Annotated in this window: 18 protein-coding genes and 1 pseudogene; 10 read left to right on the forward strand and 9 right to left on the reverse strand. The window is 73.8% G+C overall.

What is annotated here, in order from left to right; genetic code table 11:
* The first annotated feature begins 255 nt into the window (after positions 1-255).
* Positions 256-1,014, forward strand: a complete 759-nt coding sequence (locus ACIGZJ_RS25595; RefSeq protein ID WP_392938140.1) for a DeoR/GlpR family DNA-binding transcription regulator — start codon at positions 256-258, stop codon at positions 1,012-1,014.
* Positions 1,015-1,110: 96 nt separating this feature from the next.
* Here ACIGZJ_RS25595 and ACIGZJ_RS25600 read toward each other — a convergent pair whose 3' ends face one another.
* The 8 genes from ACIGZJ_RS25600 to ACIGZJ_RS25635 form a co-directional block, all read right to left on the reverse strand.
* On the reverse strand, positions 1,111-2,055 hold the full coding sequence (locus ACIGZJ_RS25600) for a carbohydrate ABC transporter permease (RefSeq protein ID WP_396459403.1): 945 nt from the start codon (positions 2,053-2,055) through the stop codon (positions 1,111-1,113).
* Positions 2,052-3,008, reverse strand: a complete 957-nt coding sequence (locus tag ACIGZJ_RS25605) for a carbohydrate ABC transporter permease (protein WP_396459404.1) — start codon at positions 3,006-3,008, stop codon at positions 2,052-2,054. The genes ACIGZJ_RS25600 and ACIGZJ_RS25605 overlap by 4 nt, the downstream gene beginning before the upstream one ends.
* 69 nt (positions 3,009-3,077) lie before the next feature.
* A complete protein-coding gene (locus tag ACIGZJ_RS25610) occupies positions 3,078-4,391 on the reverse strand; it encodes an ABC transporter substrate-binding protein (RefSeq protein ID WP_396459405.1) in 1,314 nt (437 codons plus the stop codon).
* A gap of 365 nt (positions 4,392-4,756) precedes the next feature.
* Positions 4,757-6,523: a beta-galactosidase family protein gene (locus ACIGZJ_RS25615; protein WP_396459406.1), complete on the reverse strand. Its 1,767-nt coding sequence runs from the start codon at positions 6,521-6,523 to the stop codon at positions 4,757-4,759.
* Positions 6,524-6,592: 69 nt separating this feature from the next.
* Positions 6,593-7,486: a ketose-bisphosphate aldolase gene (locus ACIGZJ_RS25620; protein WP_396459407.1), complete on the reverse strand. Its 894-nt coding sequence runs from the start codon at positions 7,484-7,486 to the stop codon at positions 6,593-6,595.
* Complete coding sequence (locus ACIGZJ_RS25625) at positions 7,464-8,555, reverse strand: 1-phosphofructokinase family hexose kinase (RefSeq protein WP_396459409.1); 1,092 nt, start codon at positions 8,553-8,555, stop codon at positions 7,464-7,466. Before ACIGZJ_RS25625 ends, ACIGZJ_RS25620 begins: the two co-directional genes overlap by 23 nt.
* Positions 8,552-9,502: an ROK family protein gene (locus ACIGZJ_RS25630; protein ID WP_396459410.1), complete on the reverse strand. Its 951-nt coding sequence runs from the start codon at positions 9,500-9,502 to the stop codon at positions 8,552-8,554. The genes ACIGZJ_RS25625 and ACIGZJ_RS25630 overlap by 4 nt, the downstream gene beginning before the upstream one ends.
* On the reverse strand, positions 9,499-10,383 hold the full coding sequence (locus ACIGZJ_RS25635; RefSeq protein ID WP_396459411.1) for an SIS domain-containing protein: 885 nt from the start codon (positions 10,381-10,383) through the stop codon (positions 9,499-9,501). The genes ACIGZJ_RS25630 and ACIGZJ_RS25635 overlap by 4 nt, the downstream gene beginning before the upstream one ends.
* Before the next feature lie 245 nt (positions 10,384-10,628).
* Here ACIGZJ_RS25635 and ACIGZJ_RS25640 point away from each other — a divergent pair, with 245 nt between their 5' ends.
* A complete protein-coding gene (locus ACIGZJ_RS25640) occupies positions 10,629-12,860 on the forward strand; it encodes an RICIN domain-containing protein (RefSeq protein WP_396459412.1) in 2,232 nt (743 codons plus the stop codon).
* 113 nt (positions 12,861-12,973) lie between these two features.
* Here ACIGZJ_RS25640 and ACIGZJ_RS25645 read toward each other — a convergent pair whose 3' ends face one another.
* Positions 12,974-13,300 (reverse strand): hypothetical protein, encoded by a 327-nt coding sequence (locus ACIGZJ_RS25645; protein WP_396459413.1) that lies wholly within the window; start codon positions 13,298-13,300, stop codon positions 12,974-12,976.
* Between the two features lie 152 nt (positions 13,301-13,452).
* Between ACIGZJ_RS25645 and ACIGZJ_RS25650 the strand changes: the two genes are divergently transcribed.
* The 8 genes and pseudogenes from ACIGZJ_RS25650 to ACIGZJ_RS25685 all read left to right on the forward strand — a co-directional run.
* Entirely contained in the window at positions 13,453-14,406 is a 954-nt protein-coding gene (locus ACIGZJ_RS25650; RefSeq protein WP_396459414.1) for an STM4015 family protein, read from the forward strand.
* Positions 14,407-14,471: 65 nt separating this feature from the next.
* Entirely contained in the window at positions 14,472-15,407 is a 936-nt protein-coding gene (locus ACIGZJ_RS25655; protein WP_396459415.1) for an STM4015 family protein, read from the forward strand.
* A gap of 126 nt (positions 15,408-15,533) precedes the next feature.
* A complete protein-coding gene (locus ACIGZJ_RS25660; RefSeq protein ID WP_396459416.1) occupies positions 15,534-16,709 on the forward strand; it encodes an STM4014 family protein in 1,176 nt (391 codons plus the stop codon).
* A gap of 107 nt (positions 16,710-16,816) precedes the next feature.
* Positions 16,817-17,683, forward strand: a complete 867-nt coding sequence (locus tag ACIGZJ_RS25665; protein ID WP_396459517.1) for an STM4013/SEN3800 family hydrolase — start codon at positions 16,817-16,819, stop codon at positions 17,681-17,683.
* Complete coding sequence (locus ACIGZJ_RS25670; RefSeq protein ID WP_396459417.1) at positions 17,680-19,002, forward strand: STM4012 family radical SAM protein; 1,323 nt, start codon at positions 17,680-17,682, stop codon at positions 19,000-19,002. Before ACIGZJ_RS25665 ends, ACIGZJ_RS25670 begins: the two co-directional genes overlap by 4 nt.
* An 11-nt stretch (positions 19,003-19,013) precedes the next feature.
* Positions 19,014-19,940, forward strand: a complete 927-nt coding sequence (locus ACIGZJ_RS25675) for an STM4011 family radical SAM protein (protein WP_396459418.1) — start codon at positions 19,014-19,016, stop codon at positions 19,938-19,940.
* Positions 19,941-20,046: 106 nt separating this feature from the next.
* Entirely contained in the window at positions 20,047-20,433 is a 387-nt protein-coding gene (locus ACIGZJ_RS25680; RefSeq protein ID WP_392938176.1) for a VOC family protein, read from the forward strand.
* 1,189 nt (positions 20,434-21,622) lie between these two features.
* A pseudogene (locus ACIGZJ_RS25685) lies at positions 21,623-21,997 on the forward strand (transposase); the annotation flags it as partial.
* Positions 21,998-22,032 lie beyond the last annotated feature (35 nt).

The raw sequence follows: 22,032 nt of genomic DNA on the forward strand, positions 1-22,032 counted from the left end.
TCGACGGTGATCCGGCCGCCCTCGACGGTACCGCCGGGCAGGACCAGGCGGGCGCCGGCCAGTGCAGTTCGGTCCGCGGTCACGCGGTCACCTCCGGCGGTTCTGCGGTCGGCCGCAGGCTGTGAGTGAAGTTGATTGATATCGAGCCATCATACTCATCTTCGAGCGCGCGGCCAGGGCCGCGGCCGACCCGCCGGAACGCCTGAGACGGTCCCACCCAGGCGAGTCGGCGCCCGAGCGGGCTAGACTCAGGCCATGCTCAAAGCTGATCGCACCGCCCGGATCCTCTCGCACGTCACCGAAGCAGGGAGCGCCGACGTGCATGCGCTCGCCGAGCTGCTGGACGTCTCGACCGCGACCGTCCGCCGCGATCTCCAGGAGCTCCACGAGCAGGGATTGCTGCACCGCACCCGGGGTGGCGCGGTGACCGGCTCGGTCAACCTCGAACTGCCGCTGCGCCACCGGAGCGAGAAGCAGCGCGAGGAGAAGCGCCGGATCGCCCAGGCGGCCGCCGAACTCGTGCCGGAGGGCGCGGTGGTGGGCCTCAGCGGCGGCACGACCACCAGTGAGCTGGCCCGGGTGCTCGCCGAGCGCTCCGGTATCACCGTGGTGACCAACGCGGTGAACATCGCCGCCGACCTGATCGTCCGCCCCGAGGTGCGGCTGGTGGTGATCGGCGGGATCGCCCGCACGGCCAGCTACGAACTGGTCGGCCCCGCCGCCGACCGGATGCTCTCCCAGTACCACCTGGACATCGCCTTCATCGGGGTGGACGGCCTGACGGCGGAGGAGGGCTGCACCACGCACGACGAGATGGAGGCCCAGACCGACCGCGCGTTCCTGCGCAGCACCGCGCGGGCCGTGGTGCTGGCCGACAGCACCAAGGTCGGCAAGGTGACGTTCGCCCGGATCTGCCCGCTCTCCGAGGTCCACGACCTGGTCACGGACGACGGTCTCACGGACGCGCAGAAGAAGGCCTTCACCAACTGCGGGGTGCGGGTGCGCCGGGCCTGAGCCGGTACCCGCGAACGCCCGCGCCCCGCCACCCAAGGAGGGCGGCGGGGCGCGGGCGGGGGGCGTCGGCCGAGGTGCCGGCGCAGGGTGTGTGGCTCAGGCCTTGACGCCGCCCGCCGTCAGATCGGTGCGCCAGAAGCGCTGCAGCAGCAGGAAGGCGACGACCAGCGGGACGACCGAGACCAGGGAGCCGGTGACCACCAGGTTGTACGGGGTGTGGTCCTTGAGCCCGTTCCAGTAGTACAGGCCCAGGTTGACCGGCCACAGCTTCTGGTCGGACAGGGTGACCAGCGGGAGGAAGAAGTTGTTCCAGATGGTGGTGAACTGGAACAGGAAGACCGTCACCAGCGCCGGCGAGAAGATCCGCAGGACCACCGTGAAGAAGATCCGGAACTCCCCCGCGCCGTCCATCCGCGCGGCCTCCAGGATCTCGTCCGGGACGGAGGCGTCCGCGTAGATCCGGCAGAGGTAGACGCCGAACGGGCTGATCATGCTGGGCAGCAGGACCGCCCAGACGGTGTTGACCAGGTGGGCCTTGGAGAGCAGCAGGTAGACCGGCAGGGCGAGCAGCGGCGCCGGGACGAGCACCGCGGCGAGGATCGTGTTGAACACCGCCTCGCGGCCGCGGAACCGGTACTTGGTGAGCGCGTAGCCGGCCATCGCCGCGAGCAGCGTGGCGGCCGCGGCCCCGACTCCCGCGTACAGCACGGTGTTGAGGAGCCAGCGGAAGTAGAGGCCGTGGTTGGCGGTGGCCAGTTCCTGCAGGTTGTCCCCGAGGTGGAAGTCGGAGAACCACAGGCCGCCGCTGCCGAACAGGTCGCTGCTGGTCTTGGTGGAGCCCACCAGCAGCCACCAGGCGGGCAGCAGGAAGTAGGCGGACAGCGTGAACAGGACGGCCGTGCCCAGCACGTTCGCCCGTGGGCGGCGCCCGGCCGGCAGGCGGTCGGGCCCGGGGCGGCGGGCCGGGGCCGGGCGGCGGGCGGAGCGGCGGGCCTGGGCGGGCCCGGCCGGCGCGGGGCGGCGCTGCAGTCTGGTGCTCATGCGGTCACCCGGTTTCCGGTGAGGCGCACCGAGAGGCGCAGGAAGGTGAAGGACAGCACGCAGGTGGCGAGCGCCAGCAGGACGGCGATCGCCGCCGCCTTGCCGTAGTCGTTGTTGCCGAAGGCCGCGTTGTACGCCGCCATGTTGGGGGTGTAGTCCGCGGAGACGGTCGAGGCCAGCGAGTGCAGGACCATGGGCTCGGTGAACAGTTGGAGGGTGCCGATGATCGAGAAGATCCCGGTCAGCACCAGGGCGGGGGCCACCAGCGGGATCTTGATGTGCCACGCGATCCGCCAGGGCCCGGCGCCGTCGAGGTCGGCGGCCTCGTAGAGGTCGCTGGGAATGGCCTGCAGCGCGGAGAGGATGACCAGCATGTTGTAGCCGGTCCAGGTCCAGGTGACGATGTTGGCCATCGACCACAGCACGGTGTCCGGGGAGAGGAAGTCGGCGTCGATGCCGATGTTCTTCAGGCCGGAGACCAGCGGGCTGGTGCCGGGGAGGTAGAGGAACGCCCACAGGATGGTGGCGACGACGCCGGGGATCGCGTACGGGAGGAAGTAGGCGAGCCGGAAGAACCTCCGCAGCCGGGTGCCCTTCGCGTCGATCAGCAGGGCCAGGCCGAGGGCCAGACCGAGCATCAGCGGCACCTGGACGACGCCGAACAGCAGGACCCGGCCGATGCCGTCGACGAACGAGCCGTCCCCCAGGGCGGCGGAGTAGTTGCCCAGCCCCGCGAAGACGGTCCTGGCCGGGCCGAAGCCGAGGCCGGAGCGCTCGATCCGGAACAGGCTCTGCCACAGCGCGTACCCGATGGGCAGCAGGAACAGGGCGGTGAACAACAGTCCGAAGGGGAGGAGGAAGCCGAGGGCCGCGCGGTTGCGGGCCGGTCCCCGCCGAGCGGGTGTGGCCTCGGGGCCGGAACGGCCCGTCACCACCTGGGTTGCTGCGCTCATCTGGAATCTCTCTCGTACGGGCGGTGGTCGGTCCGGGGCCGGCGGACGCGGGGTCCGCCGGCGGGCCGGTCAGCCGGCGGTGACCGTCAGCCCCTTGGCCTTCATCGCGTCCACCGTCTTGTTCTGCACGGTGCCCAGGGCCGCGGTCAGGTCGCCGTGGGCGGCGACGGCCGCGCCGAAGGCATCGGTGAGGTCGCTGGAGGTCTGGGTCATGGTCGGGCCCCAGCTCCACTTGGGGGCCTGCGCCGTCGACTGCTTGAAGACGTCGAAGATCGGCTGGTTGCCGAAGTACGCGTTCGGCTTCGCCAGGGCCGGCGCCGAGGTGCCGCTGGTGGAGGCGGGGTAGATGCCGGCCTTGTCCACGAGCGTGCCGACGGCGGCCGGGTCCGTGCTCATCCAGTTGGCGAACTGCAGCGCCGCCGCGGTGCTCTTGCAGCCCTTGACCACCGCGGTGGACGAACCGCCGTCGTTGCCGGTCGACTTGGCGCCGTCCTGCCACTGCGGCATCGGGGCCACCGCCCACTTGCCGGCCGCCTGTGCCGCGTTCTGCTCAAGGGTGGAGGAGAACCAGACCGGGCCGGGGTAGGCCGCGAGCGTGCCGTCCTGCAGGTCCTTGTACAGGTCGGGGCTGAAGCTCTGCTCGGACTTGATCTGGCCCTTGTCGACCAGGCCCTGCCAGTACTTCGCGACCTTGGCGGTGCCCGGGTCGCCCGCCAGCGAGACCTTCCAGCCCTTGTCGTCGGTGCCGAACCAGCTGCCGCCGGCCTGGGCGGACATGCCCGCGAACCACCACGGGTCGTCCGGGCTGAACACGCTCAGGTAGCCGTTCGGGTTGGCGGCCCGCACCTTGGCGGCGTCCGCGGCGAACTCCTCCCAGGTGACCTGCGGCTTCAGGCCGTACTGGGCGTACAGGTCGGTGCGGTAGTAGAGCGCCATCGGCCCCATGTCCACCGGGATGCCGTACACCCGGCCGCCGACCTTCACCGCGTTCCAGGCGCCCTCGCCGTACTGCGGCTGGTACTGCCCGCTCTCGCCGCTGACGTCCTGGACGGCGCCCTCCACGACGAAGCTGGGCAGCGACTCGTACCCGACCTGGGCCAGGCAGGGCGCGTTGCCGGCCTTGACGGCCGCGAAGATCTTGGCGTAGCCGCCCTTGCTGCCGGGGACGATCTTCTCGAAGGTGACGTGGACTCCGGGGTGGCCCGCGTTGAACTGCGCGACCGCCTCCTCGTATCCGGGTGCCCAGCCCCAGAAGGTGACGTCGGCGGACCCGTCGGCCCCGGACGGGCCGTCGCCGCCGGATCCGCACGCCGCGACGCCGGCGAGCAGCGGCAGCGCGGCGGCCGCGGTCAGGATGCGGGTGCGGATTCGTGTCTTCGCCATGGATCTGGTCCTTTGCGTGTACGGGCCCTCGGTCGCCGCGGCACGGCGCCGGGTGGGGGCGGTCGGCGCGGGCGGGTCCGGGCTGGGTGGGGGGTCGGCGGAAGGGGCTGGGGTTTCGGGGGCGGGAACCCGCCGGGAGTGCCGCCGCGGGTCGGCCGCCGCCTCGCCGGGCGGGGGCCGGGCCAGGCCGCGGGGGCGGGTGGTCGCGTGTCCGCCGAATCGCCACGCTGCTCCCAGGTGCTCACTATCGAGCAGTATTGCTCAATAGTGAGCATCTTCCTAGGGGTTCGGAGCACGAAGCGGTCTCGGTTTCGACACGGCCCGCCGGGTGGCGCGCCGTGTCCCGGCCGGTCGGGCGGCGGCCGTCAGCCGAGGTCGGGCCGGGAAACGAGGTGCACGGCGGGCTCCGCGCACCGGTCGAGTTCGAGGACGGCGATCTCGTTGCGGCCGCTGCGCAGAACCGGCCAGGGCAGGTACAGCGTGCGCTGGGGACCGCGGTCCCAGTAGCGGCCGAGCAGGAAGCCGTTGACCCAGACGTAGCCCTTGGTCCAGCCGGGCAGCGCGAGGTAGCCGTCGGCCGGCTCCTCGACCTCGAACTCACCGCGGTGGAAGGACGGGCCGGGGCGGTCCGCCGGGGGGCCTGCGGTGTCCCAGGGGAGCCGGGCGGGGGTGCCGTCGGCCAGCGGGATCGGGTCGGCGCTCCAGCCGTGCAGGTGCTGCTGGGTGTGCAGGACGGCGGCGACGCCCTTCCGGTCCCCGATCCCGGCGCCGTAGTTGACCCGGCCCATCGACTCGACCAGGAGCTCCAGGCGGGCGCCCTCGGCGGGTACCGGCACCCGCAGCGGCTCGTGCTCGGCGTCGCGTTCCAAGGTGGCGAGGTGGGTGCCGTCGACGCGGACGTGGGCCCGGTCGGCGAGCCCCTCCACGGTCAGCGGGTGGTCGGTGCGCGGGCCGGGGATGGTGGTCCGGTAGCGGACCAGGCCGTGCTGGAGGCCGAGCTCCTCGAAGCTGGGCGGGACGGCGGATCGGACCTCCCCGGTGGACAGCCGGTCCACGACGTCCGCCAGCGGCAGGTACCGGTCGAGTTCGATCCGGCACGGCGCCAGGGTGGGCGGGAGTTCCTCGGGCTGCGGCAGCGGGCCGTCCGCGTAGGCCGACAGGACCTCGCGGAACGCCCAGAACTTGGCGGTGGGGGCGCCGCGTTCGTCCAGGGGGGCGTCGTAGTCGTAGGACGTGACGGTCGGCTGGTACTGCCGACCGGTGCGGGGGTCGGCGGTGTTGGCGCCGGCCCAGGTGCCGAAGTTGGTGCCGCCGTGGGCCATGTAGAGGTTGACGGACGCCCCGGCCGCCAGGATCTCGCGCAGGGCCGCGGCGGCGTCCTCGGCGGGGCGGGTGGTGTGCTTCTCCCCCCAGTGGTCGAACCAGCCGTTCCAGAACTCCATGCACATCGGCGGGTCCTGGGGGCGGTGGCGGCGCAGCTCGGCGAAGGCCTCCGTCGCGCGGCTGCCGAAGTTGACGGTCGCGAGGTGGCCGGTGACGGTCCCGCCGGTGAGGAAGAAGTCCTCGGGCCCGTCGGAGGTGAACAGCGGGACGTCGATGCCCCGGGCGCGCAGGCCGTCGGCGAGGTGGGCGAGGTAGGCTCGGTCGGTGCCGTAGGAGCCGTACTCGTTCTCGATCTGGACCATCAGGACGTTGCCGCCGCGGGTGGTCTGGTGCCCGGCGATGATCGGGATCAGCGTGTCGTACCAGCGGTCGACATGGGCGAGGAACCGGGGGTCGCTGGTGCGCGGCCGCAGGTTCCGGTCGGCGAGCAGCCACCAGGGCAGGCCGCCGTTCTCCCACTCGGCGCAGATGTAGGGGCTCGGGCGCACGATCGCGTGCAGGCCGGCGTCCGCGGTGGCCCGCAGGAAGGCCTCCAGGTCGGCGATGCCGGTGAAGTCGTGGGCGCCCGGGCGCGGCTCGTGCAGGTTCCAGGGGACGTAGGTCTCGACGGTGTTGAGCCCCATCGCCCGCAGCATCCGCAGGTGGCGCGGCCACTGCTCGGGCAGGCTGCGGAAGTAGTGCAGGGCTCCGGACAGCAGGCGCAGGGGGCGTCCGTCGAGTGTGAACCCGGTCGGGGAGATCTGGATCATGGGTGGTCCTCGTGGGTGCGGGGCGGGCGGCGGCCGGTCCGCGCTCCGGTGGCGGACCGGCCGGCCGCTTCACGCGGTGGTCGCCGGTGTGACGGTCGGCGGTGTGACGGTCGCCGGCGTGACGGTCGGCAGGAGTCGGCCGGCGGCCTCGATGATCGCTCCACGGCCCGCGGCCAGGTACGACCGGGGGTCGACGGTCCGCTCGTCGCCCGCCAGGTGGGCCCGGACGGCGGCCGTCATGGCGGCGCCCAGGGCGGTACCGATGTTGACCTTGGCGATGCCGCCCCGGACGGCCCGGCGCAGTTCCTCGTCGGGTACGCCGGAGGAGCCGTGCAGGACGAGCGGGACGTCGAGGGCGTCGTGCAGGGCGCGGAGCAGGTCGTGGTCCAGCCGGGCGTCGCGGGAGGTCATGGCGTGGGAGCTGCCGATGGCGACGGCGAGGGCGTCCACGCCGGTCTCCTCGACGAAGCGCCTCGCCTCGCCGGGCTCGGTACGGGCGCCGGGGGTGTGGGCGGGCAGCGGGCCGCGGCCGTCCTTGCCGCCGACCTCGCCGAGTTCGGCCTCCAGCCAGAGCCCGGCGGCGTGCGCCCAGGCGGCCGCCTCGCGGGTGGCCGCGACGTTCTCGGCGTAGGGCAGGTGCGCGGCGTCGAACATCACCGAGCCGAACCCGCGGTCGGCGGCCTCGTGGAGCAGGTCACCGGTGGTGACGTGGTCCAGGTGGAGCGCCACCGGGACGGTGCTCGGTTCTGCGCACTGCACGGCGGCGGCGGCGAGCGGGGCCAGCCGCCCGCCGTGGAAGCGCACCGCGTTCTCGCTGACCTGGAGGATCACCGGTGCGCGGGCGGCCTCGGCGGCGGCGACGACGGCCTCGATGTGCTCCAGGGTGATGACGTTGAAGGCGGCGACGGCGCCGTGCCGGGCCGCGGCCCGGGTGACCAGGTCACCGGTGGCTGCCAGGGGCATGGGGGTTCTCCTGAGGGTGGCGGCCGCTTCGGGCCGGAGGAGCCGACGGAGTCGGGGTGGTGGGAGTGGTGGGGGCGGCCGACGGAGTCGGGGTGGCGGGAGTGGCCGGAGGAGCCGACGGAGTCGGGGTGGCCGGGCCGTGGGAGGGCGCGGCCGGGAGGATCCGGACCAGGGGGAGGTGGCGGCGGTAGGCCTGCGGGTCGAACCGGCCGGCGTACGGCGCCTGGACGGCGGCGGCCGACAGGGCCACCGCGCGGGTCAGCGCCTGCGGCCAGGGCGCGCCGTCCGCGAGGGCCGCGGCCAGCGCCGCGACCACCGCGTCCCCCGCCCCGGTCGGGTTGCCGCGCACCACGGTCTCCGGGGGGAGGCGGGCCCGCCAGGTGCCGTCCGGGGTCACCGCCAGCAGTCCGTCGGGGCCGAGCGAGGCGACCACCGCCCTGGCACCCCGGTCGGCCAGCGCCCGGGCCGCGTGGAGCGGGTCGGCGATGCCGGTGGCGTGCCGCAGCTCGACCGCGTTCGGTTTGACGACGGTGGGCCGGGCGTCCAGCGCCTCGGTGAGCGCCGCGCCGTCGGCGTCAAGGACGACCGGCACGCCGTGCTCGTGGGCGAGGCGGACCAGGTCGGCGTACGCCCCGGGCCGCACGCCCGGGGGCAGGCTGCCGGAGAGGACCAGCGCCCGGGCGGTGGGGAGCAGGCCCCGGACCGCGGTGCGCAGCGCGGCCCAGTGCTCGGTGGAGAGCTCTGGTCCGGGCTCGTTCAGCACGGTCGCGTCGGTGTCGTCGACCACGGCGACGGTCCGCCGGGTCGACGCGTCGGGGGCCAGCGGGACGCCCAGGCAGGGGATGCCGGCCCGGTCGAGGTCGGCCCGCACCGCCGCTCCGGCGGGCCCGCCGAGCGGCAGGACCGCCGTGGCGCGGCGGCCCAGGGCGTGCAGCACCCTCGCCACGTTGACGCCCTTGCCGCCGGCCTGTTCGTGGACGGCGGCCACCCGGTGGCTGGTGTGCGGGCGCAGCGCGGGCAGGCCGTAGGTGATGTCCAGTGCGGGGTTGGGTGTGACGGTGACGATCACGTTGCCGGGCTCCGCTCCGGGGCCGGGCCGCCCGCCACCGCGTCCAGTGCCCGCAGGCCGGCCCCGAGGCAGCCGGCGCCGTCCCCGAGTGCGGCCGGGGCAAGCCGTGGCACGGCCTGGATCCGGGCGCGCTCGGCCAGGGCGGCGGCCAGTGGGGTGAGCAGCTGCTCGCCGGACTCGGCGAGGCCGCCGCCCAGCACGACCAGCGGCGGGTCCAGCACCAGGACGGCCGTCAGCAGGGCGTCGGCGAGGGCGTCGACCGCCTCGTTCCAGACGGCCCGCGCCACCCGGTCGCCCTCGGCGGCGAGCCGGGCCACCTCGGGTGCGGGGGTGGGTCGTCCGGTGGCCTCGGTGTAGCGCCGGGCCACGGCGGCGGCCGAGGCGTACGTCTCGGCGCAGCCCCGGGCGCCGCAGGCGCAGCGTTCCCCGCCGGGCCGCACCACGAGGTGGCCGATCTCGCCGGCCCGGTGGTGTGCGCCGGGCAGGGCGCGGCCTGCGGTCATGACGGCGGCCGCGATGCTCGTCCCGACCGGGACGAACAGGAAGCTCTCCGTGCCGCGCCCGGCGCCGAGTCGGGCCTCGGCGAGGCCGCCGGCCCGGACGTCGTGGGTGACGACGGCGGGCAGGCCGGTGCGTTCGGCGACCAGGTCCCGGAAGGGGACGTCCCGCCAGCCGATGGTGGCGGAGTAGACGCCCGTCCCGGTGTCCTCGTCGACGATGCCCGGTACGGCCAGGCCGACGGCGTCGACCTCGGCGCCCTGCTCGGCGGCCTGCCGCAGCAGGTCGGCGACCAGGTCGACGATGGTGGCGACGACGGCCTCGGGGCCGTGCTCGCGCCCGGTGGCGCGCCGCACCCGGTGGTGGACGGCCGCCCGGCGGTCCAGCAGCGCCGCCTTGATGCCGGTGCCGCCGACGTCCACGGCGACGACCCGGCGCTGCGCGGTCATGAGCCGGCGAGGACCACGGAGCGGGTCAGGTTGCGCGGCTGGTCCGGGTCCAGTCCCCTGGCGGCGGCGAGTGCCACGGCCAGCCGGTGGACGCGTACCAGCTCCGCGAGCGGGTCGAGCCCGCCCTCGATCCACTGCGTGCCGGTGCCCCGCACCTGCTCGGCCAGACCGGCCGGTGCGGGGCCGAGCATCCAGGTGGCGGTGGACGGCGCGGCGATGCTGATCGGGCCGTGCCGGTACTCCATGGCCGGGTAGGCCTCGGTCCAGGCGAGGGCGGCCTCGCGCAGCTTGAGGCCGGCCTCGTTCGCCAGCCCGACCGTCCAGCCAGTGCCGAGGAAGGTGAACTGGGTGCGGTCCGGCAGGCCTTCGGGCAGCGGCTCCGCCAGGGCCCGGCGGCCGTCGCGTTCGACCGCCTCGGTGTGCAGGCCGAGGTGGGCGCGGAGCAGGGTCAGGGCCGTGGTCGCGAACCGGGTCTGCACCACGGACCGCTCGTCGGCGAAGTCCAGGACGGTGACATCGTCGGCCGCGGCCATCACCGGGGTGTCCGGGTCGGCCGTGACGGCCGAGGTCCTGACCTGTCCGGCCACGCGCTCCAACAGGGTCAGGACCTCGGTCGTGGTGCCGGAGCGGGTCAGCGCGATCACGCGGTCGTAGGAGCGCACGCCCGGGAACTCGGAGGCGGCGAAGGCGTCCGTGACGCCCTGTCCGCTCGACTCCCGGAGGGCGGCGTACGCCTGTCCCATGAACAGCGAGGTCCCGCAGCCGATCACCGCGACCCGCTCACCGGTCTCCGGCAGTCCGCGGGATTGCGCGGCGAGTTCCGCCGCCCGGCGCCAGCAGTCGGGCTGGCTGGCGATCTCGGCCTCGACATGGGTCGCCATCGGCCACCTCCATCAATGCTTGTTGCTGATAACTGCTTCTTTCTGACTCGATTCAAGCATCTTTGGACATCCAGAGGAACCCGTGTGCGCAGATATTTGCTCAGAGGTGTTGACAGTTGCGTGCAAGGGGGCCGGATACTGCATGCCATTGCAGGCTCGGTCCGTCGCGCCCCGCCCCGACGGCCGCCGGGCCGGAGACCCGACCCCCTCCTGTCCCCCAGCGGTGCAGCACCGAAGGAGCCCTCGTGTCCGCCCCACCCCGCAGAGCACTCGCCGCCGCCCTCGCCCCGGCACTCCTGGCACTGAGCACGGGCATCGCCCCGACCGCGTCGGCGGCCCCGGCCGACGCCTCGTACACCGTGAGCGTCAGTGCGCCCACCCGGTACGCCCACCCCACCGACACCCCCGCCGTCCCGTACGTCGACAAGGACGGCACGTTCTACTTCCAGCAGTCCGCCGCGCTCTACGGCGCGAGCGACCCCCGGTACTGGGACTTCTTCAGCGGCAAGGACTTCGACAGCGCCACCCGGTCCGCCGCGATCAGCGACGCGGTCAACCCCGCCAACCCCGACGACCGGAACAACGACACCACCTGGCGCTGCAACAACAGCCCGACCGGCCGGGAGGCGACCTTCCCGCCCGCCGGGTCGGGCTACGCCCAGAAGAACTTCTGCGACCTGTCCGGCGTCTGGGTCGATCCGGACACCGGCCACTGGTACGGGCTGGTCCACAACGAGTTCACCCCGCAGCCCTTCGGCGACGGCCTGCACTACGACGCCGTCGACTACGCGGTCTCCACCGACCAGGGCCGGACCTGGACCATCAGGGACCACGTCATCACCTCGCCCTACAGCACGAAGCGGGGCGACACCACGGCGTTCCCGAACCAGACCTACGACTACGGCGACGGCGACCAGCGGCTGTTCGTCGACACCGCCTCCGGCTACTTCTACGTCTTCTACGGCTCGCGGATCGTCGAGAAGAGCGGCGGCTGGAAGGCCTTCCACGAGCACGTGGCCCGCGCGCCGATCTCCGCCAAGATGGCGCCCGGCTCATGGCAGAAGTGGTACGACGGAGCCTGGTCGCAGCCCGGCGTGGGCGGCCGGGAGAGCAACATGGTCCCCGTCGACGCCACCCACCCCGACGGCTACACCCCGGTCTCCGGGGAGTACGACCCGGCGAACACCGGCACGGTGGCCCAGCAGGTCGCGGCCGGCCGGATGCCCGCCACCTCACCGCTGTTCGTCATGGACATCACCTTCAACGCCTACCTGGGCCTCTACATCGGCGAGCCGCAGGCGGTCGACCAGAGCGGGTCGGCGCCCCAGCAGTACTACGCCACCACCGACCTCGCGTCCCAGAAGTGGTTCCCGATCGGCGACAGCGGCGGCTACCACACCGCGTCCTGGTACCGCTGGTTCCTCGACGGTGCGAACCGCACCAGCTCCGCGATCGTCGGCAGGAGCTTCCGTTCGTACTGCGCGTTCGGCTGCTCGGGCGGCGCGTCCGGCGAGTACGTCGACGTGACCATCGGGAGCTCCGCCCCCGCGGCCCCGCCGGTCGACCTCGCAAAGACCTACCGGATCGGCAACGCCGACGGCCGGGTCCTCGCCCAGGCCTCCACCGGCACCGCCACCACCTCGGTACCGACGGCGACCGGCTCGGCCCTGGAGTCCTGGAGCTTCGCCGCCAACGGTGACGGCTCCTACCGGATCGCCAACGCCGCCACCGGCGCACTGCTGGGCGTCGACTCCACCGCCGTCGCCGGCCGGGCCTGGGGTGCGCGGCCCACCGCCGCCCCCGCCGGCGCGGGCGGACCCACCGTCGGCCAGCAGTGGTTCGTCATCCGGTCCACCTCCTCCACCGGAACGGCCACCGGCACCGTCAAGCTGGTCAACCGCTACAGCGGCCTGGTGCTCGGCCTCTCCTCGGCCGCCGGCCGGCCCGCCGAGACCACCGCGGTCCGCAGCTGGACCAACACCACCGGCGACGCCGTCGGCGGCACCCGCACCGCGGGCGAGCAGACGCTCACCCTGACCGCCACCGGCACCACCACCGACCCGCCGCTCGACGGGACCCACACCCTGACCGCCGTCGGCAAGGCCCTCGACGACCCCGGCCACTCCACCGCCAACGGCACCCAGCTGATCACCTGGAGCCCCACCGGCGGCACCAACCAGAAGTGGGTCTTCACCCGGCTGCCGGACGGCGCCTACCGCATCGTCAACGCCGAGTCGAAGCTCTGCATGGACGTCAGCGGCGGCTCCACCTCCGCCGGCGCCCAGGTGATCCAGTGGCCCTGCGCCGCGGAGCCCGCCGCCAACCAGCGCTGGCTCGTCACCGCCGTCGCGGGCGGCTACCGCGTCGCCTCCCAGCAGAGCCATCTGCTGCTCACCACCGCCTCCGCCAACGACGGGGCGTTCGTCACCCAGCAGCCGGACACCGGCTCCGCGCTGCAGCGCTGGACGATCGGCTGAGACCCCGCCCCCAGGGCGGGCCCGCGGACGACGCCGGGGACCGGACGAGGCGGCAGACGCCCCTCGGCCGGTCCCCGGCGTCGTCCCGGCCCGTCCTGCCCGACCTTGTCGGATCAGTCCGCGACGATCCGTACCGCGCCCGGTACGTACTCGCGCTGACGCACCACCCGGTACCACCCCTTGGCCAGCGGTATCACCGCGTGCTCCTCGTGCACCACGCGCCCGCCCTCGGGCAGGTGCAGCCAGGCGGCACCGAACGGCCCGGCCTCGCGGCGCAGCTCCCCCGGGCCCACCACGGCGTGCGCGTGGCCGGTGACCTCGCCCAGCGCGAGCACCATCCGGCCCCGCGCGTCCCGCGGCTGCGCGCCCAGCGCGCCGACCCGCGGCGGCACCGCGCTCTCCACGACCGGAACGATCAGCACATCACCCTGGCGGTACATCAGCCCTCCCTCGGCGATCCGACGGGCGTCGGAATCCCACGCCGCGAACGTAGGGCACGGGTCTGACAACGCGCCCGACCACCGACCCCGGCACCGGATTGTCGGAGCCGACTGGTAGACATCTGTTCGGCCCACACACCGAGGAGCAGCGCATGACGGTCGACACCCACATCGACACCTTCCACGGCCTCCCCGTGCTCGACTTCGTCCAGGCGGTAGAGAAGGGCGGCCCGCTGCCGGACGCGGCCGCCGTCGCCTGGAAGATCGGCCTGGAGTACGAGTCCCCGCAGACCTTCACCGAGTGCTGGCAGCAGTTCCTCGACGCGGTCGACACGAGCCGGGTCTCGGCGGTCGTGGTCGGGCTCTGGTCGCCGGACGAGCCGGACAGCTTCGCCGAGCCGTTGCAGGCGATCGTCGGCGCGGCCGGGCGGCTGCCCGCGCTGCGCGCGCTGTTCGTCGGGGACATCATCAGCGAGGAGTGCGAGATCTCCTGGCTGCCGATGGCCGACATGACGCCGCTGCTGACGTCGTTCCCGCTGCTGGCCGAGCTGGTGGTGCGCGGGTCCTGCGAGGAGGGGGACGACGGCGTCGGCCTGTCGCTCCAGCCGGTCCGGCACGAGCACCTGCGGGCGCTGCGCCTGGAGTCGGGCGGCCTGCCGGCCACCGTGGTCCGCTCCGTCGCCGCCTGCGACTTCCCGCTCCTGGAGCGGCTGGAGTTCTGGCTCGGCGTGGACCAGTACGGCGGCGACTCCACGATCGACGACCTGGCACCCTTCCTCACCGGCACCGCGCTGCCCGCGCTGCGCCACCTCGGTCTCCAGGACGCCGAGTACCAGGACGAGATCGCCGCCGCCGCGGCCCACGCCCCGGTGGTGGCCCGGCTGGAGTCGCTCAACCTGTCGATGGGCGTCCTCACCGACCAGGGCGCCACCGCCCTGCTGGAGGGTCAGCCGCTCACCCACCTGCGCTCGCTCGACCTGCACCACCACTACCTGACGGAGGAGTTGCAGCAGCGGCTCCGGGAGGCGCTGCCCGGCGTCGACGTCGACCTCTCCGGGGCCGGCCGACCGGACGACGAGTGGCGCTACGTCGCCGTCGCCGAGTAGCCGAGCAACTGAGCAGCCGTCCACCCGCCGCCCGCCTTCGTCCACGCCCAGGTGCAGGAGCCCGTGTGACCGTCAACCACCACATCGAGCAGTTCCACGGACTGCCGGTGTTCGACTTCCCGAACGACCCGGACCACCCCCGCGCGCAGCCCGCGCCCGGCGAGGCCGCCTGGCGGATCGCGCTCGCCTACGACTCCGCCGACGACTTCGCCACCGTGTGGTCGGCCTTCCTCGCCGAGGTGGACCCGGCCGGGGTCCGGGCCCTGGTGATCGGCCCGTGGTGGCAGAACTCCTACGACGCACTGGACGACGCGCTCGACGCCGTGGTGCGCGACGCCGGGCGGCTGCCCGCACTCCGGGCGCTGTTCATCGGCGACGTGACGTACGACGAGTGCGAGATCTCCTGGTTGGAGATGTGCGACGTCACCTCCGCGCTGGAGTCCTTCCCGCAGTTGGAGGAGCTCCGGGTGCGCGGCGGCGGCAAGCTGGGGCTCAGGCCGGTCCGGCACGACCGGCTGCGCGCGCTGGGCTTCGAGGCCGGCGGCCTTCCCTCCGCGGTCGTCCGCGCCGTGGCCGGCTCCGAGCTCCCCGCGCTGGAGCGGCTCGAACTCTGGCTCGGCGTGGACGAGTACGGCGGCGACTCCACGATCGACGACCTGGCGCCCCTCCTCGACGGCACCCGGTTCCCGGCCCTGCGCCACCTCGGCCTGCAGAACAGCGAGTACCAGGACGAGATCGCCGCCGCCGTGGCCCACGCACCGGTCGTCGCACAGCTCGACTCGCTCAGCCTGTCGATGGGCATGCTCGGCGACGAAGGCGCCGCCGCGCTGATCGAGGGCCAGCCGCTCACCCACCTGCGCGCGCTCGACCTGCACCACCACTACCTGACGGAGGAGTTGCAGAAGCGGCTGCAGGAGTCCCTGCCGGGCGTCGCCGTCGACCTCGGGCACGCCAACCACGAGGACGACCCCGAGGACTGGTACGTCGCGGTCGCCGAGTAGCCGCTCGGCACCGGGAGTCGGCCGGGCCCGGCGCCGGACGGCCGGGCGGGCACCGGGCGGCCGGGCCCGCAGCCGGGCGGCCGGCCCCGCAGGCCTCCCGACAGGAACCACAGTGAGCGGACCAGGATGAACGACGCGACCACCACACGACTGACCGTCCTCGGCAACCCCGGGCACCGGCGGGTGACGCTGTTCGCCGCCGCCGCCCGGGCCGCCGGGCTGCCCGAGCCGGCCGTGCTGCCCTGGATCGACGTGCTGCGCGGCACGTACCGGCTGCCCGAGGGCAGCGTGCTGCGGATCGAGTCGCCCGGCGAGGAGGAGGCGGTGGACGAGCTGCTGCGCGGGCCCGCCCTCGGCGCCTCCTACGCGCCGACCAGGGTGGAGGGCGGCGCGGCCTGGTACGCGGGGGTGATGGCGGCCCTGCGCGGTCTCGCACGCGTGCCGGGCGTCCGGCTGCTCGGCGAGCCGGAGGAGATCGCCGTGATGTTCGACAAGCGCCTGGCGCACGCACGGCTGGCCGCCGCCGGGGTGCCGGTGCCCCGGGCCCTCGACCCGGGGGTGTCCGGCTGGGACGACCTCTGTGAGCGGCTGCGGGCGGCCGGGCTGCGCCGGGTCTTCGTGAAGCCCGCGCACGGCTCGTCCGCATCCGGGGTGGTGGCACTGGAGTTCGGCCCGCGCGGGCAGGTGCTGGCCACCACCTCGGTGCAGCTGGCCGACGGACGGCTGCACAACTCGCTGCGGGTCCGCCGCTACCGGAGCGAGCGGGAGGCCGCCGAGCTGGTCGACCGTCTCGCACCGGACGGCCTGCACGTCGAGCAGTGGATCCCGAAGTCCACCCAGTCCGGCCGCTCGGCGGACCTGCGCGTGGTGGTGGTCGCCGGGCGGGCCACCCACGTGGTGGTGCGGACCAGCGGTCAGCCGATGACCAACCTGCACCTCGGCGGCGCCCGGGGCAGCCTCGACCTGGCCCGGGAGGCGGCCGGTCCCGCCTGGCCCGGCCTGTTGGAGACGGCCGAGCGGGCGGCCGCCTGCTTCCCGCGCTCACCGATGGTCGGCGTCGACGTCCTGCCCACCGCCCACTGGCGGCGGGCCCTGGTCGGCGAGGTCAACGCCTTCGGCGACCTGCTGCCGAACCTCACCGGCCTGCCCGGCGGCCCCGCCGAGGGCCTCGACACCTACGGCGCGCAGATCGCCGCCCTGCGCGGGCCCGAGGCCCCGCCCGGCGCTCCGGGCCGCCCGCACGAGAACCTCCCGACCCACCGACGGCACGAGAGCCACCCGACCATGGAACCAACCCGGTGAACCACCCGATGAACGACCCGACGAACGACCCGATCGCCGTGCCCGGGCAGGCGGCCGCGCAGACGCCCCAGCGGGCACCCGAGCAGGCGCCCGAGCAGACGCCCGACATGAACGCCGTCGTGGGCGGTCACGACCTGCTGCTCGTCACCCTGGACACGCTGCGCTACGACGTCGCCGAGGAGCTGGCCGCCGCAGGGCGGATCCCCCACCTCGCGGCCTTCCTGCCCGGCGGCCGCTGGGAGCGACGGCACTCCCCCGGCAGCTTCACCTACGCCGCGCACCAGGCCATCCTGGCCGGGTTCCTCCCCACCCCGGCCTCCCCGGACGGGCCGCACCCGCGGCTGTTCGCCGCGCGCTTCGCCGGGTCGGAGACCACCGCCCCGCGCACCTGGGTCTTCGACGCGCCCGACCTGCCCGGCGCGCTCGCCGCGGCCGGCTACCGCACGGTCTGCATCGGCGGCGTCGGCTTCTTCAACAAGCAGGGCCCGCTCGGCTCGGTCCTGCCCGGCCTGTTCCAGGAGAGCCACTGGGAGCCCGCCATGGGCGTGCCCTCCCCGACCTCCTTCGAGGCGCAGGTCGCCCGTGCCGAGCAGGTCGCCGCGGCGCAGCCCGCCGACCAGCCGCTCTTCCTGTTCGTCAACGTCGCGGCGCTGCACCAGCCGAACTGGTTCCACCTGCCCGGCGCGACCCGCGAGCACGGGGACTCCCGGGAGAGCCACGCCGCCGCCCTGGAGTACGTGGACGCCCACATCGGCCGACTGTTCGCCGCGATGAGCGCACGGCGGCCGTGCTTCGCGATCGTCTGCTCCGACCACGGCACGGCGTACGGCGAGGACGGCTACACCGGCCACCGGATCGGCCACGAGGTGGTCTGGACGGTCCCGTACGCCCACTTCACCATCCCCTTGTCACCGCACACCGCCGCGCCGGCACCCGCCAGCGCGGCACCGCACACCGCCGAGGAGACCGCATGACCACGGCGCCGGAGTCGCCCTACCAGTCGTACGTCTACGCCTACCCGCACAAGACGGCGTACCGGCCGCTGCCGGAGCGCCCCGCGCTGTCCGCGCAGTGGGCCGGTGAGCCGCAGCACGCGCTCTCGCTCTACCTGCACATCCCGTTCTGCGAGGTGCGCTGCGGCTTCTGCAACCTGTTCACCCGGATCGGCAGCCCCGAGGGCCTGACCACCGCCTACCTGGACGCGCTCGACCGGCAGGCCGCCACCGTCCGCGAGGCGCTGGACGGCGACGCCCGCTTCGCGCTCGCCGCGTTCGGCGGCGGCACGCCCACCTACCTGACGGCCGCCGAACTGGAACGGCTCTGCGACATCGCCGAACACCGGATGGGCGCCCGTCTGGAGTCGATACCGCTCTCCGTCGAGGCCTCCCCTGCCACCGCCACCTCCGACCGCCTGGAGGTCCTCGCCGCCCGCGGCACCACCCGGCTGAGCCTGGGCGTGCAGTCCTTCCTGGACGACGAGGCCCGCTCGGCCGTCCGCCCGCAGCGGCGCGCCGATGTCGAGGCCGCCCTCGGGCGGATCCGCACGGCCGGGTTCCCGATCCTCAACATCGACCTGATCTACGGCATCGACGGCCAGAGCGAGGCCGGCTGGCTGCGGTCGCTGGACGCCGCCCTGGCCTGGCAGCCCGAGGAGCTGTACCTCTACCCGCTGTACGTACGGCCGCTGACCGGTCTCGCCCGCCGCGGCGAGCAGGAGAGCCCGGCCGCCTGGGACGCCCGCCGGCTCGCCCTCTACCGCGTCGGCCGCGACCACCTGCTCGCCCAGGGCTACCAGCAGGTGTCGATGCGGATGTTCCGCCGCGCCGCCTCCCCGCAGGCCGGGAGCAGCGAGTACGCCTGCCAGACGGACGGCATGGTCGGCCTCGGCTGCGGCGCCCGCTCGTACACCTCGCAGCTGCACTACTCCTTCGACTACGCGGTGAGCGCCACCGAGGTGCGGGGCATCATCGACAGCTACGTGGCCACCGAGGACTTCGGCCGCGCCGAGGTCGGACGCCTGATGACACCGGACGAGATCCGCCGCCGCCACCTCGTGCAGTCGCTGCTGCAGGCCGAGGGCATGCCGCTGGCCGAGTACCGCGCCCGTTTCGGCCGCACACCCGCCGAGGACTTCCCCACCGAGCTGGCCGGGTTCGCGGCCCGCGGCTGGCTCGCGGAGGACCCGAAGCGGCTGGTGCTCTCCCCCGAGGGGCTGGCCCACTCGGACGCGGTCGGTCCGATGCTCTTCTCGCCGGAGGTCCGCACCCTGATGGCCGAGTACGAGGCGAAATGACCTTCCTCGGCATGCCCGCGGCCCCACCCGCCGCCCCGACCGCCCAGACCGACGCGGCCACCCCGACCGACCCCGCCGACCGGGGGCTCGACCTGAGCCTGCTCTACCGGGGCCCGCTGGCCTCCTGCGACTACGACTGCCCGTACTGCCCGTTCGCCAAGCGGCGCGACACGCCCGAGCAGCTGCGCACCGACCGCGCCGCGCTGGAGCGGTTCACCGCGTGGGTCGCGGGGCGGCGGGAGACGAGCGACACCCTGTCCCTGCTGTTCACGCCCTGGGGCGAGGCGCTGGTCCGGTCCTGGTACCGGCGCGCGCTGGTCGATCTGAGCCGGCTGCCGCACGTCCGGCGGGTGGCCGTCCAGACCAACCTCAGCTGCCGCACCGACTGGCTGGCCGAGGCCGACCGCGCCACCCTCGCACTCTGGGTGACGTACCACCCGGGGCAGGTCACCCACGACCGCTTCCTCGCCAAGTGCCGCGAACTGGACGCCCTCGGGGTGCGGTACAGCGTCGGCGTGGTCGGGCAGCCCGAGCACCTGGCCGGGGCGCGGCGGCTGCGCGACGAACTCTCCCCCGGCGTCTACCTGTGGGTCAACGCCGCCGAGGGCCGCGTCTACACCAACGCCGAGGCCGCCGACTGGACGGCGCTCGACCCGCACTTCGGCTACAGCCGACACGCCCACCCGAGCGGCGGCCGCCCCTGCCGCACGGGCGAGTCGGTGCTCTCGGTGGACGGCGACGGCACCGTCCGCCGCTGCCATTTCGTCCGGGACGTCCTCGGCAACCTCTACGACGGCTCGTACCGCTCCCGGCTCCAGCCGCGCGCCTGCCCGTCGCCGGTCTGCGACTGCCACATCGGCTATGTGCACCTGGAGACGCTGCCGCTGTACGACCTGTTCGGCGACGGCGTGCTGGAGCGGATACCGCACGGCTGGTGACGGGCCCCGGCGCAACAGCCGGTCACCTTCCGGGTACAGCCGGATCCGGTCACCGGGCACCCTGGGCGGTCGGGCGTCGGCGCACCTAGCCTGGAGGGAGGAGGCGATGGAAATGCTTGGAGACGCACCACTGGTGTCCATCATCCCGGCCACCGATCTGGCCCGGGCCAAGAGCTTCTACACCGACACGCTCGGCCTGAAGCTCACCGAGGAGAACCCGCGGGAGCTCGGCTTCGAATGCGGCGGCACGGAGTTCGGCATCTACGAGACGCCCAGCGGCGGGCAGGCGGCCCACACGCTCGCCAGCTTCAAGGTCACCGACCTCGACGCCGAGATGGCGGCGCTGCGCGGCCGCGGTGTGACGTTCGAGGACTACGACTTCCCGGGCCTGAAGACCGTCGACGGCGTCGCGGAGGACGACGGCATGCGCGCGGCCTGGTTCAAGGACAGCGAGGGGAACATCCTCTGCCTGAACGAACGCACTGCCAAGTAGCGTCCGCCCGCACCCGACACCTCCGGGCGGGGCCTTGCACTCGGCCCCGCCCGGCCGGTCCGCTCAGTCCCCACCGGGGCGGCGTAGGTCCCGCTTCGCCGGCGGCCCGTCCGGGGGCCGTCCAGGCCTGCCAACTCCGGCCCGTCGTCAGGAGGTTGCGGCCGACGTCGCCCACGCCGAGCACGTCCAGCAGCCGGAACACGTGCGGCGCCGGCCAAGTAGCCGTGTCAAGAGGGCCCGCGTTGCGGGTGGAGCGGCAGCCGATCGAGGTGGCAGCGCCCGAGCCGGCCGCCACGTCGGACGCTCTGGGGTCGTTGTCCACGGCGTGCCGAGTCCGGTGGGAGCCGGAGTATCCCCAGGTCGCTGCCGCCGACACTCAGCCGTGTTCCTTTGGCGCACCTGAACCGCAGATAACCTCTCAGCGAACGGGTAGGACAGGGTGAGCGTGCTGCTGCGTCAGGAGTAACGACGAACGGTAGGCGATCCGTTGCGGGCGCGCTCCGCTGCCGATACTGCCACGAGGGGGAGCTGTGGGGTACGTGGTGGCTGCCGCTCGGGCGGCGGCCGTGGTCGTCGCCACCTGGCTGGCGCTGGTCGTACTGATGGTGCTGCTGGGATCGCTTCTGCCAGACCCCTGGCCCCACGGCACCCTCTGGTCCACGGTCGTCATGCTGTGGCTGCTCTCGCTGTTCCTCGGGCCGCCGGCCGCCTGCGTCGCGTTGCGCCGGTGGATCGCCGGTGGCCGAGCCGGGAGTCGGGCCGAGCCGCCTACTCCTGGGCCGTTCGCGCGAGCCGAGCAGGACACGCCGCAGTCCGGCGGACATACCTGGCGGACGGACGCGCCACCTCCTCCGCGGTCCGACGAGCAGAGGCGGTTCCAGACCCCGTATGACGCAGAGGACCCAGACGCCGAGGACCCGGACGCCGAGGCGCGGCGACGAGCCCGAGCGGGAGCCGAGCGGGAGCATACAGAAGCTGAGCGCGCCCGAGCGGCTGCCGAGCGGGCGCGTAAGGAGGAAGCTCGACGACGAGCGGCGCGCAACCGCCGCCTGCGCGAACGGGGTCGGCGGTACTGACAAGGCGCAGGCCAGTCGAGAAGGGAACGGCTCGGCCATGGTCGGCCTTGCTGATCCTTTCAGGATGAGAGGGGCTGCCGGTCGCTCGGCGATCTTGGCCGCGGGCTGTCCGGATGCGTATTGGTCTTGTTCCGGATGACCTGTGGGAGCGCGTGGCTCCGCTGTTGCCGTCCGCTCCCGAACGGCGCCACCGCCACCCCGGCCGGCCACGCGCCCCGGACCGGGCGGCCCTCGCCGGCATCCTGTACGTGCTGCGGACCGGTGTTGCCTGGCGTGACGTCCCTGCTGAGACCGTGGGTTGCTCCGGAGTTACGGCCTGGCGCCGGCTGCGCGATTGGACCGAAGCCGGCGTCTGGCCACGCCTTCACCCCGCCCTACCGACCGAGTTACGCCGTGCCGACCTGCTTGATCTTGAGGACTGCGCCGTGGACGGATCGCACGTCCGTGCACTCACCGCCGACACGACCCCGCCCGCACGGACCTCGCGGCGGGACCGGTGGACCACCCCGGCACGGTGATCATC

The sequence above is a fragment of the Kitasatospora sp. NPDC052868 genome (assembly GCF_044547105.1).
Lineage (GTDB): Bacteria > Actinomycetota > Actinomycetes > Streptomycetales > Streptomycetaceae > Kitasatospora.